Source organism: Thiemannella venezuelensis, from assembly GCF_014203605.1.
In the GTDB taxonomy this organism is placed as follows: domain Bacteria; phylum Actinomycetota; class Actinomycetes; order Streptosporangiales; family Streptosporangiaceae; genus Planomonospora_A; species Planomonospora_A venezuelensis.
The window spans coordinates 98,167-114,020 of record NZ_JACHJJ010000012.1 but is presented as its reverse complement, the minus strand read 5'-3'; the positions used below and the strand labels follow the sequence as shown (position 1 = coordinate 114,020).

The 15,854-nt window shown below is 73.0% G+C and carries 11 protein-coding genes; 3 read left to right on the top strand and 8 right to left on the bottom strand.

Going from position 1 to position 15,854, the window contains the following annotated elements; translation table 11 throughout:
• Positions 1 to 63 precede the first annotated feature (63 nt).
• A complete protein-coding gene (aceB, locus tag FHS22_RS18865) occupies positions 64 to 1,665 on the bottom strand; it encodes a malate synthase A (protein ID WP_260408068.1) in 1,602 nt (533 codons plus the stop codon).
• 223 nt (positions 1,666 to 1,888) lie between these two features.
• On the opposite strand from aceB, the gene FHS22_RS18860 reads away from it, so the two are divergent.
• Positions 1,889 to 2,584 carry a DUF4097 family beta strand repeat-containing protein gene (locus tag FHS22_RS18860; RefSeq protein ID WP_184943430.1) on the top strand — a complete coding sequence of 232 codons (696 nt, stop codon included), beginning with the start codon at positions 1,889 to 1,891 and terminating at the stop codon, positions 2,582 to 2,584.
• A 31-nt stretch (positions 2,585 to 2,615) separates the two neighbouring features.
• On the opposite strand, the gene FHS22_RS18855 is transcribed toward FHS22_RS18860, so the two are convergent.
• On the bottom strand, positions 2,616 to 3,992 hold the full coding sequence (locus FHS22_RS18855; RefSeq protein WP_184943428.1) for an FAD-binding oxidoreductase: 1,377 nt from the start codon (positions 3,990 to 3,992) through the stop codon (positions 2,616 to 2,618).
• A 72-nt stretch (positions 3,993 to 4,064) separates the two neighbouring features.
• Here FHS22_RS18855 and FHS22_RS18850 point away from each other — a divergent pair, with 72 nt between their 5' ends.
• Positions 4,065 to 7,508, top strand: coding sequence for a BTAD domain-containing putative transcriptional regulator (locus tag FHS22_RS18850; protein WP_184943426.1), 3,444 nt, complete (start codon positions 4,065 to 4,067; stop codon positions 7,506 to 7,508).
• A 167-nt stretch (positions 7,509 to 7,675) separates the two neighbouring features.
• Entirely contained in the window at positions 7,676 to 9,043 is a 1,368-nt protein-coding gene (hflX, locus tag FHS22_RS18845; RefSeq protein WP_184943604.1) for a GTPase HflX, read from the top strand.
• 117 nt (positions 9,044 to 9,160) lie between these two features.
• On the opposite strand, the gene FHS22_RS18840 is transcribed toward hflX, so the two are convergent.
• The 6 genes from FHS22_RS18840 to FHS22_RS18815 are packed head-to-tail and all read right to left on the bottom strand — an operon-like array spanning position 9,161 to position 15,235.
• On the bottom strand, positions 9,161 to 10,738 hold the full coding sequence (locus FHS22_RS18840) for a SpoIIE family protein phosphatase (protein WP_338047815.1): 1,578 nt from the start codon (positions 10,736 to 10,738) through the stop codon (positions 9,161 to 9,163).
• 58 nt (positions 10,739 to 10,796) lie between these two features.
• Positions 10,797 to 12,503 (bottom strand): ATP-binding response regulator, encoded by a 1,707-nt coding sequence (locus FHS22_RS18835; protein ID WP_184943423.1) that lies wholly within the window; start codon positions 12,501 to 12,503, stop codon positions 10,797 to 10,799.
• Positions 12,500 to 13,594, bottom strand: a complete 1,095-nt coding sequence (locus FHS22_RS18830) for an ATP-binding protein (protein ID WP_184943421.1) — start codon at positions 13,592 to 13,594, stop codon at positions 12,500 to 12,502. Before FHS22_RS18830 ends, FHS22_RS18835 begins: the two co-directional genes overlap by 4 nt.
• Complete coding sequence (locus FHS22_RS18825; protein WP_184943419.1) at positions 13,582 to 13,983, bottom strand: anti-sigma regulatory factor; 402 nt, start codon at positions 13,981 to 13,983, stop codon at positions 13,582 to 13,584. Before FHS22_RS18825 ends, FHS22_RS18830 begins: the two co-directional genes overlap by 13 nt.
• Positions 13,980 to 14,360: an STAS domain-containing protein gene (locus FHS22_RS18820; protein WP_221473809.1), complete on the bottom strand. Its 381-nt coding sequence runs from the start codon at positions 14,358 to 14,360 to the stop codon at positions 13,980 to 13,982. Before FHS22_RS18820 ends, FHS22_RS18825 begins: the two co-directional genes overlap by 4 nt.
• Positions 14,360 to 15,235, bottom strand: coding sequence for an STAS domain-containing protein (locus tag FHS22_RS18815; RefSeq protein WP_184943417.1), 876 nt, complete (start codon positions 15,233 to 15,235; stop codon positions 14,360 to 14,362). The genes FHS22_RS18820 and FHS22_RS18815 overlap by 1 nt, the downstream gene beginning before the upstream one ends.
• Between the last annotated feature and the right edge of the window lie 619 nt (positions 15,236 to 15,854).

Here is a 15,854-nt window from a genome sequence, read left to right as displayed (position 1 = left end):
GACGGCCCGGGGTGGGGAAACCTCCTCGTGGGAGGACGATTCCTCACCCCGGAGACGCTCATGTCACGGCATGCGCGCGTAGGCGGGCAGGGTGAGGAACTCGGCGAAGTCGTCGTCCAGGGCGACCTCCTTGAACAGGGCGGTGGCCTGGGCGTAGAGGGCCTCGTCGTAGCCGGGCCCGGCCTCGATCTTGGCGAGCTCCTCGTCGATGATCCGCTCGACGAGCTCCTTGGTGACGACCGCGCCGGTGTCGGCCAGCTCGATGCCGTTGTGGATCCACTGCCAGATCTGGGAGCGGGAGATCTCGGCGGTGGCGGCGTCCTCCATCAGGTTGTGGATCGCGACCGCGCCCAGCCCGCCCATCCAGGCGGCGAGGTAGCGCAGCGCCACGTCCACGTTGTTGCGCAGGCCGGCCTCGGTGATGTCTCCCGGGGTCTCGGAGACCGCGAGCAGGTCGGCGGCGGAGACGGAGACGTCCTCGCGGAGCCGGTCGAGCTGGTTCGGCTTCTCGCCGAGCACGCCGTCGAAGACCTCGCGGCAGATCGGCACCAGGTCGGGGTGGGCCACCCAGGAGCCGTCGAAGCCGTCGCCGGACTCGCGGGTCTTGTCGGCGGTGACCTTCTCCAGCGCCACCTTGTTGACCTCGGGGTCGCGGCGGGAGGGGATGAAGGCGGCCATGCCGCCGATGGCGTGGGCGCCGCGCTTGTGGCAGGTGCGCACCAGCAGCTCGGTGTAGGCGCGCATGAACGGCGCGGTCATGGTCACCGCGTTGCGCTCGGGGAGCAGGAACTCCCTGCCCCGGGTGCGGAACTTCTTGATCACGCTGAACAGGTAGTCCCAGCGGCCCGCGTTGAGCCCGGCCGAGTGCTCGCGCAGCTCGTAGAGGATCTCCTCCATCTCGAAGGCCGCCGGGTAGGTCTCGATCAGCACGGTCGCGCGGATCGTGCCCTGCGGGATGCCGAGCAGGTCCTGGGCCCGGACGAAGACGTCGTTCCAGAGGCGGGCCTCCAGGTGCGACTCCATCTTCGGCAGGTAGAAGTAGGGGCCCTTGCCCTTGGCGAGCTGCCGGGCGGCGCAGTGGAAGAAGTAGAGGCCGAAGTCGACCAGCGAGCCCGAGAGCGGGACGCCGTCGAGGGTGAGGTGCTTCTCCTCCAGGTGCCAGCCGCGCGGGCGGACCACGACGGTGGCCAGCTCCTCGTCGGGCTTGAGGGCGTAGCTCTTGCCGCCGGTGGAGAAGTCGATGGTCCGGTCCAGCGCGTCCCGCAGGTTGAGCTGGCCGTTGACGGTGTTCTCCCAGGTGGGAGCGTTGGCGTCCTCGAAGTCGGCCAGCCAGACCTTGGCGCCGGAGTTGAGGGCGTTGATCGTCATCTTCCGGTCGACCGGGCCGGTGATCTCCACGCGGCGGTCCACCAGGCCGGGCGCGGGAGCGGCGACCTTCCACTCCGACTCGCGCACGTGCTTGGTCTCGGGGAGGAAGTCGAGGGTGCCGCCGGCCGACAGCTCCGCCTGCCGGGCCCGCCGGGCCTCGAGCAGTTCGAGGCGCCGGGCGCCGAACTCGCGCTGGAGGGCGGCCACGAAGGCCAGCGCCTCCGGCGTGAGGATCTCGTCGAACCGGTCCTGGGAGGTGCCGGTGATCTCAACGCCGTCCATGAGCTTCCTCTCCATGTTTTCCACATGATGGAAAATCTCTTCTGAATTGCGGAATAGACGCTACTGGACGGTCACTTGCCGGTCAAAAGCCGGGGGTCCCTCAGGGCCGCTTCGGGGGCTTCCCGGATGGGTGGCGGCAGGGCCGGTCGGCCACAGTGGAGTCGCATCCCCCTCCCGAGGGATGAGGTAAGTCGTGAGAGGGAGGCGGAAAGCCTCCCGGAAGTCGAGGATTGGGCTCATGAAGAAGAACATGCTCGCCGCAGGGGTCGTCGTGGGTTCGGTCCTGGTGCTCTCCGCGTGTCAGTTCGACGGTTTCGGCCTGGCCGAGCAGGCCGTCTCCTCCTATGACGTGCCGGAGAAGGTGCTGCGGCTCACCGTGGACGCCGGGTCCGGGGACATCGTGGTGAACGAGTCCGACCGGACGGGGATCAAGGTCACCGAGACGATCCACTGGAACAAGGAGAAGCCGGAGACCGAGCATGTCGTGACCGGTGACACCCTGGCGCTGAAGTACACGTGCCCGGGCGGCTTCGGCGCGGTGACCTGCAGTGTCGACTACAAGATCGAGATCCCGAAGGGCGTGACGGTCAAGGCGGACACCGGCTCGGGCGACATCGTCCTGCGCTCGCTCAGCGGGGAGGTGGACGCCGACACCGGCGCCGGCGACATCGACGCCACCGGCCTGGGCGGCAAGCGGTTCCTCGCCGACTCGGGGGCGGGGGACATCGAGGCGAAGTTCGCCGCGGCGCCGGACGACGTCCAGATCGAGACCGGCGCGGGCGACGCCACGGTACGGCTGCCGCGCGAGACCTACCGGGTGACCGCCGAGACCGGCGCCGGGGACGAGACCATCGAGGTCGCCAACGACGCCTCCGCGTCCCGCACCGTCCGGGTCGAGACCGGCGCCGGGGACGCGAAGGTCCTGCCCTCCTGATCCCGCCCCGCGCCGCCCGCCGGGACCCGGCTCAGCCGGCCAGCACGGGGTAGTTGCTGCGCAGCACGCCCAGCGGGTCCCTGCGGCGCTTGACCTCCCGCAGCCGGGCCAGCACGTCACCGGGGAAGGCGGCGGCGGCCTTCTCTCCCGCCCCGAGGTTGGTGAAGGGCTTGCGCCCGCTGGTGTACGGCACCAGCGCCGCGGAGACCGCCCGCTGCCGCTCCCCGACGGCCGCCCGGTCCTCGGGCGTGAACGGCACGCCCAGCATGCCGAGCAGGTACTCCTCCTCGATGTGCCCGCAGGCTCCGCCCCCGGCGGCGGGCCGGGACAGCGCCCCGCCCAGGTGGCGCAACTGGGCCACGGCCAGCGGGGCCACCGTGCCCGGGCCCGCGAGCCCGTCCAGGACCGCCGCGGCCACCGTGTCGTCGAAGCGGGTCAGCAGCTCGCCGCGGAACATGCCGGGTCCCGGGTCGACCGGCTCGGCGCAGACGCTCCCCAGCTCGGCCGCGGGCAGCGGACCCCGGGTGTCGAGGACCCGGCCGTCGATCTTGTCGAACCGGCGCAGCAGCGCCTGCCCCTCGCCGGGGTCGCCGAGGTGGGTGACGTCCACGAGCACCGCCGACAGCCCGCGCAGCGGCTCCGGGACGTGGGGGAGCGGCGGGAACCGCATGAGAGAGAACCACACGGCCAGCTCCTCCGGAGCCTCGGCCGTGACCTCGCGGAACGCGTCCAGGACCGCTCCGGCGCGCTCGGCGGGCCACACCGTCCGCCCGCCGTACAGGCTCGGCTCCGGGTGGAGGGCGAACTCCATGGCGGTGACCACCGCGAAGTCGCCGCCGCCGCCGCGCAGCGCCCAGAACAGCTCGGGATCGGAGTCGGCGTCCACCCGGGCCCGTGCCCCGTCGGCGGTCACCACGTCGAAGGAGCGCACGCCGTCGGCCGCGAAGCCGTACTTCCGGCCGAACCAGCTCACCCCGCCGCCGAGGGTGTAGCCGACCACGCTCGGCGCGGGCGAGCTGCCCGCCAGGCCGATGAGCCCGTGCCCGCCGGCCTCGGTGAGCACCTCGCCCCAGGAGACACCGGCGCCCACCCGGGCCAGCCGCTCTCCCGGCCGGACCTCCAGCCCGCGCAGCCGCCCGGTGCGCAGCAGGATCGTCCCCTCCGTGTCCCCGCTCGCGCCGTGGCCGCTCGGCTGGGTGCTGACGCCCAGGCCGGCGAGCCCGGCGTAACCGACCACGGCGGCCGCGTCGTCGGCGTCGGCCGCCTCCACCACGGCCAGGACGGCCTGCTCGACGGCCAGGTTCCACGGCCTGCGGGCCGCGTCGAAGTCCTCGTCCCCGGGGACGAGGATCCGGCCGCGTACCGTCCGGCGCAGATCGCTGCCTATATTCGTGCTGTCCTTCTTCATGCTTTCCTCCCGTGTTCCGGTGGCTCCGATACTGGCAGGGGCCCTTTGTGAAGGGTTTGGGGTCGGCTTGACGTGACGTGGGGTGAGATGGAGATCCGGCTGTTCGGCCCGGTGGAGGTCGTGGACGCCGACGGGCGGACCGTCGGTCTCGGCATCCGCAAGCAGCGGGCGGTCCTGGCGATGCTGGCCCTCGAACCCGGCCGGGTCGTCCCGCTCGACCGGCTGATCGACGAGCTGTGGGCCGGAGAGGCCCCTTCCAGCGCGACCGGCACGCTCCAGGCGTACATCTCGCACCTGCGCAGGGCGCTGGAACCCGGCCGCCCGCCCCGTACCCCGTCCGGTGCGATCCTCACCCGCGAGCCCGGTTACCTGCTCGCGGTCGCTCCGGGCCAGGTCGACCTGTTCCGCTTCGCCGCCTGGGCGGAGGAGGGGCACCGCGCCCTGGTCCGCGGCGAGCACGGCCGGGCGCTGCAGACCCTGGAGCAGGCCGGGTCGGTATGGCGGGGCGACCCGCTGGCGGAGTTCGCCGACCAGGAGTTCGCCGCGCCGACCCTCGCCAGGTTCGCCGGACTGCGCGTCACGGCGGAGGAGGACAGGTTCGAGGCGCGGCTCGCCCTGGGCGAGAGCGGGACGTGCGTCGCCGACCTGGAGCGGCTCGTGGAGGCGCACCCCTACCGGGAGCGGTTTCGGGGCCTGCTCGCGCTGGCGCTCTACCGGTCGGGCCGGCAGGCCGACGCGCTGGGCGCGCTGCGCCGGGCCCGCGAGCTGCTCGCCGCCGAGCTCGGCCTCGACCCCGGCCCGGAGCTGCGCCGCCTGGAACGGGCGGTGCTCGAGCAGGATCCCGGACTGGACGCTCCGGCTCCCGCCTCCGCGCAGGCCCGTCCGGCGCCCGCGCAGACCGGCTCCGCGCCGGGGCGGGACGGCCCGGGGCCCGCGGGCCGTACGGCGGCGCCCGCGTGGTCCGGCGAGGCGGAGGAGCGGCTCGTCGGCAGGGAGCGGCAACTGGGACGGATCGGCGCGCTGGTGGCCGAGGTCCGGCGGGGCCGGGGCGGGGTGCTGCTGATCGAGGGCGAGGCGGGGATCGGCAAGACCCGGCTCGCCCGGGCCGCGGCCGGCGAGGCGGCGGCCCGCGGGATGGCCGTGCTGTGGGGGCGGTGCGTCGACACCGCCACGGCCCCGCCGTTCTGGCCGTGGGCTCAGGCGCTGAGGGAGGCGGGACCGGAGGCCGCGGAGGCCGTCCGCCTTCTCGCCGGCGATTCCATCGAATGTCCGGACATGCAGTTGTTCGAGCTGTACCAGCGGGTGCTGGCCGCGCTGACGTCGGCCGGGCCGCTGCTGGTCATGCTCGACGACCTCCACTGGGCCGACGTCGCCTCGCTCCGGCTGCTCGCCTTCGCCGCCGGCGAGCTGGAACGGCACCCCGTGCTCGTGGTGGCCACGCTCCGCCCGGAACCGGGGGAGCACCCCGAGCAGCTCCGCGACACCCTCGGCGCGCTGACCAGGGAACGGCGCACCGAGCGGATGGCGGTGGGCCCGCTCACCGGTGACGACGTGGCCTCCTACCTGCGGACGCGGCGGATCGCCCCGGACCTGGCCGGGACGCTCCACGCGCGCAGCGGCGGCAACCCCTTCTACCTGGGGGAGCTGGTCCGCCTGCTGGAGAGCGAGAGCGCCCTGGCCGCCGGTCTCGCCGCAGGCTCCCCGGGAGAACCCGCCGCGGAGGGCGGAGACGGCCTGCCCGCCGTCGTCCCCTCCGGGGTGCGGGACGTCGTCGGCCGCCGCGTCGCCCGGCTCCCCGAGGAGAGCCAGGCCCTGCTGCGGGTCGCGGCGGTCGCCGGACGCGACGTCGAGGTGGACCTGCTCGCCTCGGCCACCGCGACCCCGGAGGAGCAGGTCATGTCCCTGCTGGAGCCGGCGGTGGCCACCGGGCTGCTGGCCGAGGCCGGCGAGGACTACCGCTTCTCCCACGCGCTGGTGCGCGACACCCTCTACGCCGGGCTCGGCCGGGTGGAGGCGGCCCGGCTGCACCTGCGGATCGGGGAGGCGCTGGAGACCCTCCCCGCGCACGACGGCTCCCGCCGGGCCGCCGACCTCGCCCACCACTTCGGCAGGGCGATCCGGGTCGGCGGCCGGGCCAAGGCGGTGGAGCACGCCTCGAACGCCGCCAGGAAGGCCACCGCCCAGCTCGCCCACGACGAGGCCGTGGGCCTGTGGGAACTGGCCCTGGCCGCACTGCCCGCCGCGGACGACGCCGCCCGGTGCGCGGTGCTGACGGCGCTCGGGCAGGCCCGCCGCACCGCGGGAGACGCCGACGGCGCCCGGCGCGACCTGGAGCAGGCCGTGGAGCTCGCCCGCCGGTCGGGGGACCGGGAGGCGCTGATCGCCGCGGTCGGCGTCTTCGGCGGGCAGAGCGTCTGGAACTGGAGGCCCTACGGTGTCGTGGACGAGCGCATGGTCGCGCTGCTGGAGGACCTGCTGGCCGGGCCGCTGCGGGAGCACCAGCGCGCCGCACTGCTCGGCACCCTCGGCATCGAGCTGTTCTACGGCCCGCGCCGGGCCGAGGGCGAGCGCCTCGCCCTGGAGGGCGTCGAGCTCGCCCGCGGGATCGGCGATCCGGTCCTGACCGCCACCACGCTCAACAACTACCACATCGCCGCCTGGGTGCCCGGGCGGGAGGCCGAGCGGCGCGCCGCCGCCGAGGAGATCCTCGCCCTGCCCGCCCTGCCCCGGGCCACCGAGCTGATCGCCAGGGTGCTGCGGATGGCCCCGCTGCTGCGCGCCGGGGAGCTGGCCGCGTGGGACCGGGACCTGGCCCGCTGCGAGCACCTGCTGGGGGAGATCGGCCGGCCCGAGCTGGAGGCGATGGTCCGCATCGCCGAGACCGCCCGCCGCACCCTCGACGGGGACTGGGCGGCCGCGGAGGCGCTGGTCGCCAGGTTCGGCGCGCTGCTGGACGGCTCCAGCCTGTGGGGCCGGGACTTCCCCCGGCTGGTCGCCCTGTTCACCTGCATGCGCGGGCAGGACCGGGTCCCCGAGGTCCTCGGCGAGCTCGTCGCCCGGGCCGGGGACCCGGACATGGTCCTGCTCCGGCCGGTCGCCGTGCTGGCCGCGCTGGACTGCGGCGACCCCGGACTGGCCCGGGAGCTGATCGCGCGCTGGGGCACCGGGATCCCGGACGACTGGGCGGCGGACCTCCTGCTCCCGGTCTGGGGGCTGGTCGCCGCCCGGCTCGGCGTCCCCGACCCCGGGGAGCTGTACGGCAGGCTGCTGCCGTACGCCGACGACCTCGTGGTCAGCGGGATGGGGACCTCCGGATGGGGCGCCCACCACATGGTCCTCGCCGAACTGGCCGGCAGGCTGGGCCGTACGGGCCCGGCGCTCGACCACGCCCGGCGGGCGGCGGAGATCCACCGGAGACTGGGCCTGGCCTACTGGGAACGGCGGAGCACGGACCTGGCGGCCTCGCTCGCGGCGGACGCCGGCGGCTTCGCGCACGGCGGACGGATAACCGGATGAGAGAGCGGGTGCCGACGTGGCACCATCGTGGGGAAGATACCCGGGGTGTCCAGGCGTTCTAATGAACGATGACGCCTGTGAACCGAACCTACGAACGGAGCAACGACATAGACATCCGTGAGCCGCTGGACTTCGACCAGTTCGACGACCTGCCCGAGATCGGCGAGATGGAGCTGGCCGAGCGCCAGGCACTACGCCGGGTGGCGGGCCTCTCCACCGAGCTTGAGGACGTCACCGAGGTCGAGTACCGCCAGCTGAGGCTTGAGCGGGTCGTCCTCGTCGGCGTCTGGACCTCCGGTACGGTGACCGACGCCGAGAACTCCCTGCTGGAGCTCAAGCTCCTGGCGGAGACCGCGGGCTCGGAGGTGCTGGAAGGCCTGATCCAGCGCCGCCAGAAGCCCGACACGGCGACCTACATCGGCTCCGGCAAGGCACAGGAGCTGGCCGACATCGTCGCGGCCACCGGCGCCGACACCGTGGTCTGCGACGGCGAGCTGAGCCCCGGCCAGCTGCGCCAGCTCGAGGAGGTCGTCAAGGTCAAGGTCATCGACCGGACCATGCTGATCCTCGACATCTTCGCCCAGCACGCCAAGAGCCGCGAGGGCAAGGCGCAGGTCGAGCTCGCCCAGCTCAACTACCTGCTGCCGCGCCTGCGAGGCTGGGGCGGCAACCTGTCCCGCCAGGTCGGCGGACGTGCCGCCGGCGGCGTCGGCATCGGCGGCCGCGGCCCCGGTGAGACCAAGATCGAGCTGGACCGCCGCCGGATCCGCGAGCGGATGGCCAAGCTGCGCCGCCAGATCGCGGAGATGACGGTCGCGCGCGAGACCAAGCGCGCGCGGCGCCTGGCCCGCGAGGTCCCGGCCGTGGCCATCGCCGGTTACACCAACGCCGGCAAGTCCTCGCTGCTGAACCGGCTGACTGGGGCGGGCGTGCTGGTGGAGAACGCGCTGTTCGCCACGCTGGACCCGACCGTCCGCAAGGCCTACACGCCCGAAGGGCGCCTGTTCACGCTGGCCGACACCGTCGGATTCGTCCGGCACCTGCCGCACCAGCTCGTCGAGGCGTTCCGCTCCACGCTGGAGGAGGTCGGCGACGCCGACCTGATCCTGCACGTGGTCGACGGCTCCCACCCCGACCCGGAGTCGCAGCTCGCCGCGGTGCGCGAGGTCATCGCCGACATCGAAGGCGCCCGCGACATCCCGGAGGTCGTGGTCATCAACAAGGCCGACGCCGCCGACCCGGTGGTGCTGGCCCAGCTGACCGCGCGGGAGAAGCACACCGTCGTCGTCTCGGCCCGCACCGGCGCCGGGATCGACGAGCTGCGGGCCGTGATCGAGCGGGAGCTGCCGCGCTTCGACCAGGAGGTCAGGGTGCTGGTGCCGTACCAGCGCGGCGACCTGATCTCCCGGGCGCACAAGGAGGGCGAGGTCCTCGGCGTCGAGCACACCGAGGACGGCACGATCCTGCACGCCAGGGTCCTGCCCGGCCTCTTCGCCGAGCTGGAGAGGACCGCCAAGCCGGTCGAGACCGTCTGACCGGGCGGCACCGGGCCCCGCGGCCCGGTGCCGCCTCCGCCGCATCCCGAGGGCGGCCGGCGCACGTCGCCGGCCGCCCTCGGCCGTGCGCGCCGGACGCGGGATCCGGCGGCGATCTCAGCGGTGGTCCCGGGCGCCCGGGACCCCGGCCAGGCGGCGGAAGAGCACGAGGGCCACGTCGTCCTCACGGGCGCCGAAGCGCGCCAGCAGGCGGTCGCAGAAGGGCTCCAGGTCCTCCCCGGCGGACTCCGCCAGCCTCCGGGCGATCTCCAGGCTCTCGTCCAGCAGCTTGTCGCGGTCCTCGATGAGCCCGTCGGTGAACATCAGCACCGCGCCGCCCTCGGGGATCGTCAGATGGTCGACCCGGTAGGACGTCTCGCTCACGCCCAGCAGGAGGTCGCCGAGCCCGTGGTAGCGGGCCCGGCCGCGGGGGTCGACCAGGATCGGCGGGATGTGGCCCGCGTTGGCGAGCTCGGCCCGCCCGCTCACCGGATCGAGGAGGATCAGGCACACGGTCGCGGTCATGCCGGGGTGGTAGCTCCGCAGCACCTCGTTGAGCAGCGCCATCGACGCGCCGAGGTCCACCGCGCCGAGGAGCGAGGCGCGCAGGGCGTGCCGGAGCTCGGCCATCACGGTGGCGGCGTGCAGGGAGTGCCCCTGCACGTCGCCGATGCCGATGAGCACCCGCTCGCCCAGCCGGAGGACCTCGTAGAAGTCCCCGCCGACCTCGACGTTGTCCGCGGCGGGCTGGTAGCGCCAGCTGATCTCCACTCCCGGGATCTCGGGGATCCGCGCCGGCAGGAGGCTGCGCTGCAGGGTGAGCGCGATCGCGTGCTCCTCGGTGTAGGCGCGCAGGGCGTCCACCGCGAGGGCGAGGGCCTGGCCCAGCTGGCGCAGGAGGTTCAGCTCGTCCGGGGCGAGGGGCGGGGCCGGCTCCACCCCGAGGCACACGGCGGGCCGGCCGGACTTGGTGCGGCAGACCACCAGGGCGGCGCCCTCCTCGGCGGCCGAGTCGGGCACCAGTCCCAGCCAGTCGGCGGCCGTGATCGTGGACGTCTCGGTTCCTGCGAGACTTCCCGGGAGCATCGCGCTCAGCCTGTCCAGGGAGTCGGCGGTGCCGGTCCTCGCGGTGGCGGCGTGCGTCGGAGGCTCGGCCGTGTACCTGCGGATCCGGCCGTCCGGCGGGAGCGCCAGCGCGCCGGCCAGCCGGCCGAGGATGCGCGAGGCGCCCTCGACGGCGGTCGCCAGGAGCATGTCGAACGTCTCGGCCGCGTTCATCGCCAGGGTGACCTCGTTGAGGATCACCAGCCGGGCGGTCATCCGCTCCGCCCGCTGCCGGGCGCGGTAGTAGCGCAGAGTGGCCTCGACCGTCGCGGTGAGCTCGTCCGGCTCGACGGGCTCCGTCAGGTAGGCGTCCGCGCCCCGCCCGAGGCCCTCGGCCCGGTCGGCGGGGGTGATCGCCGCCCCGGAGATCTGGACGACCGGGATCGAGGAGGTGGCCGGGTCCGCCTTGATCTGCTCGCACACCTCGTACCCGCTCATGTCGGGCAGCCGGACGTCCAGGACGACCAGGTCCGGCCGGAGCTCGCCGACCTTGCCCAGGGCCTCCAGGCCGCCCGTCGCCTCCACGACCCGGTGGCCGGCGCGCCGCAGCCAGCTGGACAGGATGTAGAGCTTGGTCGGAGTGTCGTCCACGACCAGCACCGTCGCGGTTCCCTCACCGTGGTTCCCGTCCCCCGGCCTACCCGCCGCCCTACTCACCGCCGCCCTCCACCGCATGCCGTACGGCCTCCAGCAGGGTCTCCCGGCTCAGGCCGTGCTTGGAGATCACCGCCCGTGCCGTCTGCGGGTACTGGTGGGAGGTCACGACCGTGACGACGACCGCGGGGACCGTGCGCAGCCGCTCGTCCTCGGCCATCCGCAGCAGCAGGGCCGCCCCGTCCATCCGGGGCATCAGCAGGTCCACCAGCACGAGGTCCGGGAGGGCTCCGGCCATCAGCTCCAGCGCGGCCAGTCCGTCGGAGGCCTCGTCCACGTGGGCGGCGAAGCCGGTGAGCATGCGGCGGACGGTGGCGCGGAACTCGTCGTCGTCGTCGGCGACGAGCACACGGCCCACCACCGGAGGGCCGTCGTGGCGCCGCGGCAGCCGCAGCACGGCCGTGGTCCCCCCGGTCGCGGTGCCCGCCGCGGTCGCTCCGGCCACCGTGCTGGACAGCCGGAGCGTGCCGCCCATCGCCTCGGCCAGGCGGCGGGCGTACGGCAGGCCGAGGCCCGTGCCCTTCGCCCTCGCCTGGATCGGTCCCGGCACCTGGTAGAACTCCTCGAAGACGCGCTCCAGATGCTCGGCGGGGATGCCGATCCCGGTGTCGGTCACCGTGAAGACCATCTCGTGGGTCGCGGCGTCGGGGGCCACCTCCAGCCGGACCTCGCCCCTCTCGGTGAACTTCAGGGCGTTGGAGAGCAGGTTGCGCAGGATCTTGGTGAGCATCGCCTCGTCGACGAGCATCTCCGGCGAGGACTCCGACACCTCGACCGAGAGCGTGACCTGGTCCAGTCCGCTGGTGGGCCGGAGCACCATCCCCAGCCGCTCGGTGAGCGCGATCAGGTCCACCGCGGACGGCTGCGGGTCCAGCCGCCCCGACTCGGCCTTGGCCATGTCGAGCAGCTCGCTCACCAGCGCCAGGAGGGTCTCCGCGGAGGAGCCGATGAGCTGGACCTGGTGGAACTGCTCCGGTCCCAGCGGCTCCCCGCCGGGACCGGCCAGGAGGCGGACCAGGCCGATGATCGAGTTCAGCGGGGTGCGCAGCTCGTGGCTGACCGTGGTCCAGAACCTGTTCCTGGCGTCACCGGCCTCCCTGATCTGCCCGGACTTCTCGTCCAGCTCCGCGTAGAGCGCCACGACCCCGCGGTTGGTCTCCTCCAGCTCCGCCGAGAGCTGGTTGTACAGGGCGAGCACGCCCTGGTTGGTCTCCTCCAGCTCGGTGTTGAGCTGCAGGACCTCCTCCAGGGTCTCGGCGAGCTCGCGGTTCTGCCGGCGGAGCTCGTCGAGCGCGCTCACCGGCGCGAGCGCGGCGATCCTCGTGCGGATCATCTCCGCGGAGGGCCGGGCGCGGCCCGCGGGGAGGCTCTTGACCATGACCACCCGCCCCCCGGAGGGATCGCACTCGATCGTGTCCACCAGGCGTCCCGCCAGCGTCACGCCGTCGGCGCGCTGGAAGCCGGTGTCCGCGGGGAGGTCGATGGTGACGGTCAGGGTGTCCCGGCCGAGGAGGAAGGCGGCCGAGGCCGCCAGCCCCCGGGCGAGGACCTCCCTGCCGATCTCGCTCAGGGCGGTGGCCACCCGGATCTGGTCGGAGCCGGCCAGCCCGGCCATCTCGGCGACCTCGCGGCCCACCCTGCGCATGGTGAACACGTCCCGGTCGTCCAGGACGCGCAGGCGGATCAGTTCGTCGCCGGTCATGCGGCGGGCCTCACCGTCACCACGCAGGCATCGTCCCTGCGGGTCCCCGCCTCGCGCAGCAGCGCGGCGGCCACGACGGAGGGGGAGCGTGTGATCAGACCCGGGCAGGAGGTGACGTCCCAGCGGTCGGAGAGCCCGTCGGAGTGGAGGACCACCATGCCGTGCGCGGGCATGGCGTACTCGTACTGGCGGAGCGTGCGGGGGGCCCGGTGCCCGGCGATGCCCGGTACGGAGATCATCCCCTGGCGGCCCTCCTGGTGGGCGATCCACGCCGAGATGTTGCCGAGGCCGGCGAAACTCACGGTGCCCCCTGTGCCCCCTGTGCCCCCTGTGCCCCCTGTGTCGGCCGTGCCCCCTGTGCCGCTCGTGCCGCTGCCTCCTGCGCCGCCCGGCCGCCCCTCCATCCGGACCACGGCCGCCGCGCCGCCCCGGGTGCCGGCCAGGCCCCGGTGGATCCGTTCCAGCACGGCGGCCGGCGCGAGGTCCGCGTGGTCCAGGAACACCCTGACCGCCTCCCGCGAGGCCAGGGCCGCGGCGTCCCCGTGGCCGAGACCGTCGCACACCATCGCGGTGATCACGGTTCCCGTCTCGACGAGCGCGAACGCGTCGCCGCAGACGGTCTCCTCGCCGATCGGGCGCGTCATCCCGCTCACCCGGAACGGAGGCCGCGGCGCGCCGGACGCGGTGAAGCACATGGCCAGCACCGTGCCCCGGCCGGGCACGGAGTAGATCTCGTGCCCGTCGGCCATGCGCGTGATGCCGCCCAGCCCGATGCCGAGGGTGCCGGCGGTGGAGTAGCCGTCGCGCAGGGCGCGGGAGACGTTGCGCATGCCGGGCCCCCGGTCCAGCGCGACGACCTCGACCGCGGTGGGGGACTCCGGGTGCGGCCGGATCAGCATGACCCCCTCGACGGCGTGTTTGACCAGGTTCGAGGCGGCCTCGCTCACCGCGACGGCCACCCGGCCCGTGTCCTCGTCGCCGAACCCCCGGGCCGCGGCGAGCGCGACGGCCGCGCGGCGGAGCGAGCCGATCGCGCTCGCGTCCTCGACCCTGGCCCAGACGTCGTTCCGGGAGCGGATCACCTGGTCCATTTGGTCACCGTGATCAGCGTTCCCTCGCCGGGGGCCGACCTCAGGTCGAACTCGTCGACCAGGCGCCGGGACCCGCCGAGGCCGAGGCCGAGGCCGGTGCCCGTGGTCCACCCGTCGACGAGTGCCTGCTCGATGTCGGGGATGCCGGGGCCGTCGTCGCCGAAGGCCAGGCGCAGCCCCATCCGCACCCCGTTGCGGACGATCTCGATCCGGACCCTGCCGCCGCCCGCGTAGACCAGCGCGTTGCGGGCCAGTTCGCTGGCGGCGGTCACGATCTTCGTCTGGTCGACGAGGGAGAGCCCGACCTCCAGGGCCGCGGCCCTGACCCGCTGCCGGACCAGGACGATGTCGCTGCTGCCGCCGATGGCCAGCTCGCCGGAGGAGGTCATCGCGCGGCTGCGGCGATCTGCGTGTCCTCGGAGGAGTTCAGCAGGGCGACGCCCTTCTCGAGGTTGAGCGCCGTCCGCACGCCGCCGAGCGAGAGGCCCAGCTCCACCAGCGTGATCGCGACCGCGGGGCGCATGCCCACGACGACCGTCTCCGCGTCGAGCATGCGGGAGATCGAGGCGATGGTGGCGAGCATGCGGCCGATGAAGGAGTCGACGATCTCCACGGCCGTGATGTCGATGATCACTCCTCGTGCGCCGGTCGCGACCACCGCGTCCGCCAGGTCCTCCTGGAGGGCGAGCACGCCCTGGTCCTGCAGGTCGACCTGGATGGAGACGATGAGGACGTCTCCGAGCTTGAGGACGGGGACCCGGTCCATCAGGCCTCCTCGGTCCGCAGGGCCACGCGTGTCCTCCGGCTGCCGGCGACCTCGACGCCGCTCCGGCGCAGCGCGTGGGCGAGGGCGTCGGCCAGGGAGGCCTTGGTGACGATGTCGCCGAACTCGATGCCGAGGGTGACGATGGTGTGGGCGATCTGCGGGCGGATGCCGGAGATCACGCATTCCGCGCCCATCAGCCGGGCCGCCATCACGGTCTTGAGCAGATGCTGGGCGACCTGGGTGTCCACCGCGGGCACGCCGGTGATGTCGATGACCGCGTGCTCGGAACCGGTCTCCACCAGCGCCTGGAGCAGTTTCTCCATCACCACCTGGGTCCTGGCGGAGTCGAGCGTGCCGATCAGCGGCACCGCGACGATGCCCTCCCAGAGCTTCACGACCGGGGTCGAGAGCTCCAGGAGCTGCTCGGCCTGGTCGATGATGATCTTCTCTCTGGCCGCCGCGTAGGTCTCGAACGTGAAGAGCCCGAGATCGTCGATGATCTTGGAGAACCAGATGAAGCCCCGCAGCGCCTCGGGGGTCCCGTCGTCCTCGACGACCTCGTAGAGGGCCTCCTTGAGGCCGAACACCGCGTTGGCGGTCTCGGCGGGGGAGAAGCCCTGCCGGGCGCGGGACCGGGACAACTCGGCCAGCAGCCCGTGCAGGTCGCTGAGGTTCTCCTCGCCGGTGAACGACTGCCGGAGCGCCTGGTAGATCTCGGGGAGCCGGGCGGCCGTGTCATCCCGGTCCGCCTGGCCGGCGGAGACGGCCGCGGTTATTTCGAGCCAGCGCTTGAGGACGCGGTCCTCGTTCTGCCGCAGGAGCTCTTCGATGCGACGCCGACCGGCGTCCGGCTGGACGGTCAAAGTCACTCCCATGCATACGACCGTGGTTGGCCCGCCCGAAAGGCTACATGGAATGCCCCGCTTTGGAATGACTTCGACGGCTTGTGCTGTGAACCGGCGGGGGCGGGAGGCGGCGGAGTGCCGAGAGGGAGCGAGGGGGAGGTCGCCGCCCGGCGAATTTCAAGCCTAGGGGGATTCTCGTGGGGGATTCAATGCCTGGGCTTGTGCTGCGGAGCGATTCTTGTGGAACTGAAAGCCTTCAAAAACGCCCAAATGGCCATGAAGAGGACACTGGTGGGTCAAGGTTTGGATTGCTACCATGGGGCAAATCCAACGAGACGTTATGGCGCCGGCGCCCTTGGCTCCTGATGTTGCGGGTGGGAAAAGAGTGACCTGAGCTGTGAAAACATGCTTGAGCTCTCTTGTGTGGACGAAACCGATGAACCGGACCCGGTTGTGGGGAAGCGGTGTTCTTCCCAATTAGCCTGTACAGCGGACCAACCTGTGAAATAACGTAACTGGACTGAAACCGCCGGATCATGATGCTGGCGATACTGTCGCCGCACATGAAGCGGATGAGAGCAGGAGACCCCCAATGTCGTCCGGACTCGGAGCGGACCCGGCGGGCACGACGCCCGCGATCGGCCGGGTC

Coding starts and splice junctions, on each gene's coding strand:
- aceB (WP_260408068.1), bottom strand. CDS start 1,665: ATGGAGAGGAAGCTCATGGACGGCGTTGAGATCACCGGCACCTCCCAG.
- FHS22_RS18860 (WP_184943430.1), top strand. CDS start 1,889: ATGAAGAAGAACATGCTCGCCGCAGGGGTCGTCGTGGGTTCGGTCCTG.
- FHS22_RS18855 (WP_184943428.1), bottom strand. CDS start 3,992: ATGAAGAAGGACAGCACGAATATAGGCAGCGATCTGCGCCGGACGGTA.
- hflX (WP_184943604.1), top strand. CDS start 7,676: ATGGAGCTGGCCGAGCGCCAGGCACTACGCCGGGTGGCGGGCCTCTCC.
- FHS22_RS18835 (WP_184943423.1), bottom strand. CDS start 12,503: ATGACCGGCGACGAACTGATCCGCCTGCGCGTCCTGGACGACCGGGAC.
- FHS22_RS18830 (WP_184943421.1), bottom strand. CDS start 13,594: ATGGACCAGGTGATCCGCTCCCGGAACGACGTCTGGGCCAGGGTCGAG.
- FHS22_RS18825 (WP_184943419.1), bottom strand. CDS start 13,983: ATGACCTCCTCCGGCGAGCTGGCCATCGGCGGCAGCAGCGACATCGTC.
- FHS22_RS18820 (WP_221473809.1), bottom strand. CDS start 14,360: ATGGACCGGGTCCCCGTCCTCAAGCTCGGAGACGTCCTCATCGTCTCC.
- FHS22_RS18815 (WP_184943417.1), bottom strand. CDS start 15,235: ATGGGAGTGACTTTGACCGTCCAGCCGGACGCCGGTCGGCGTCGCATC.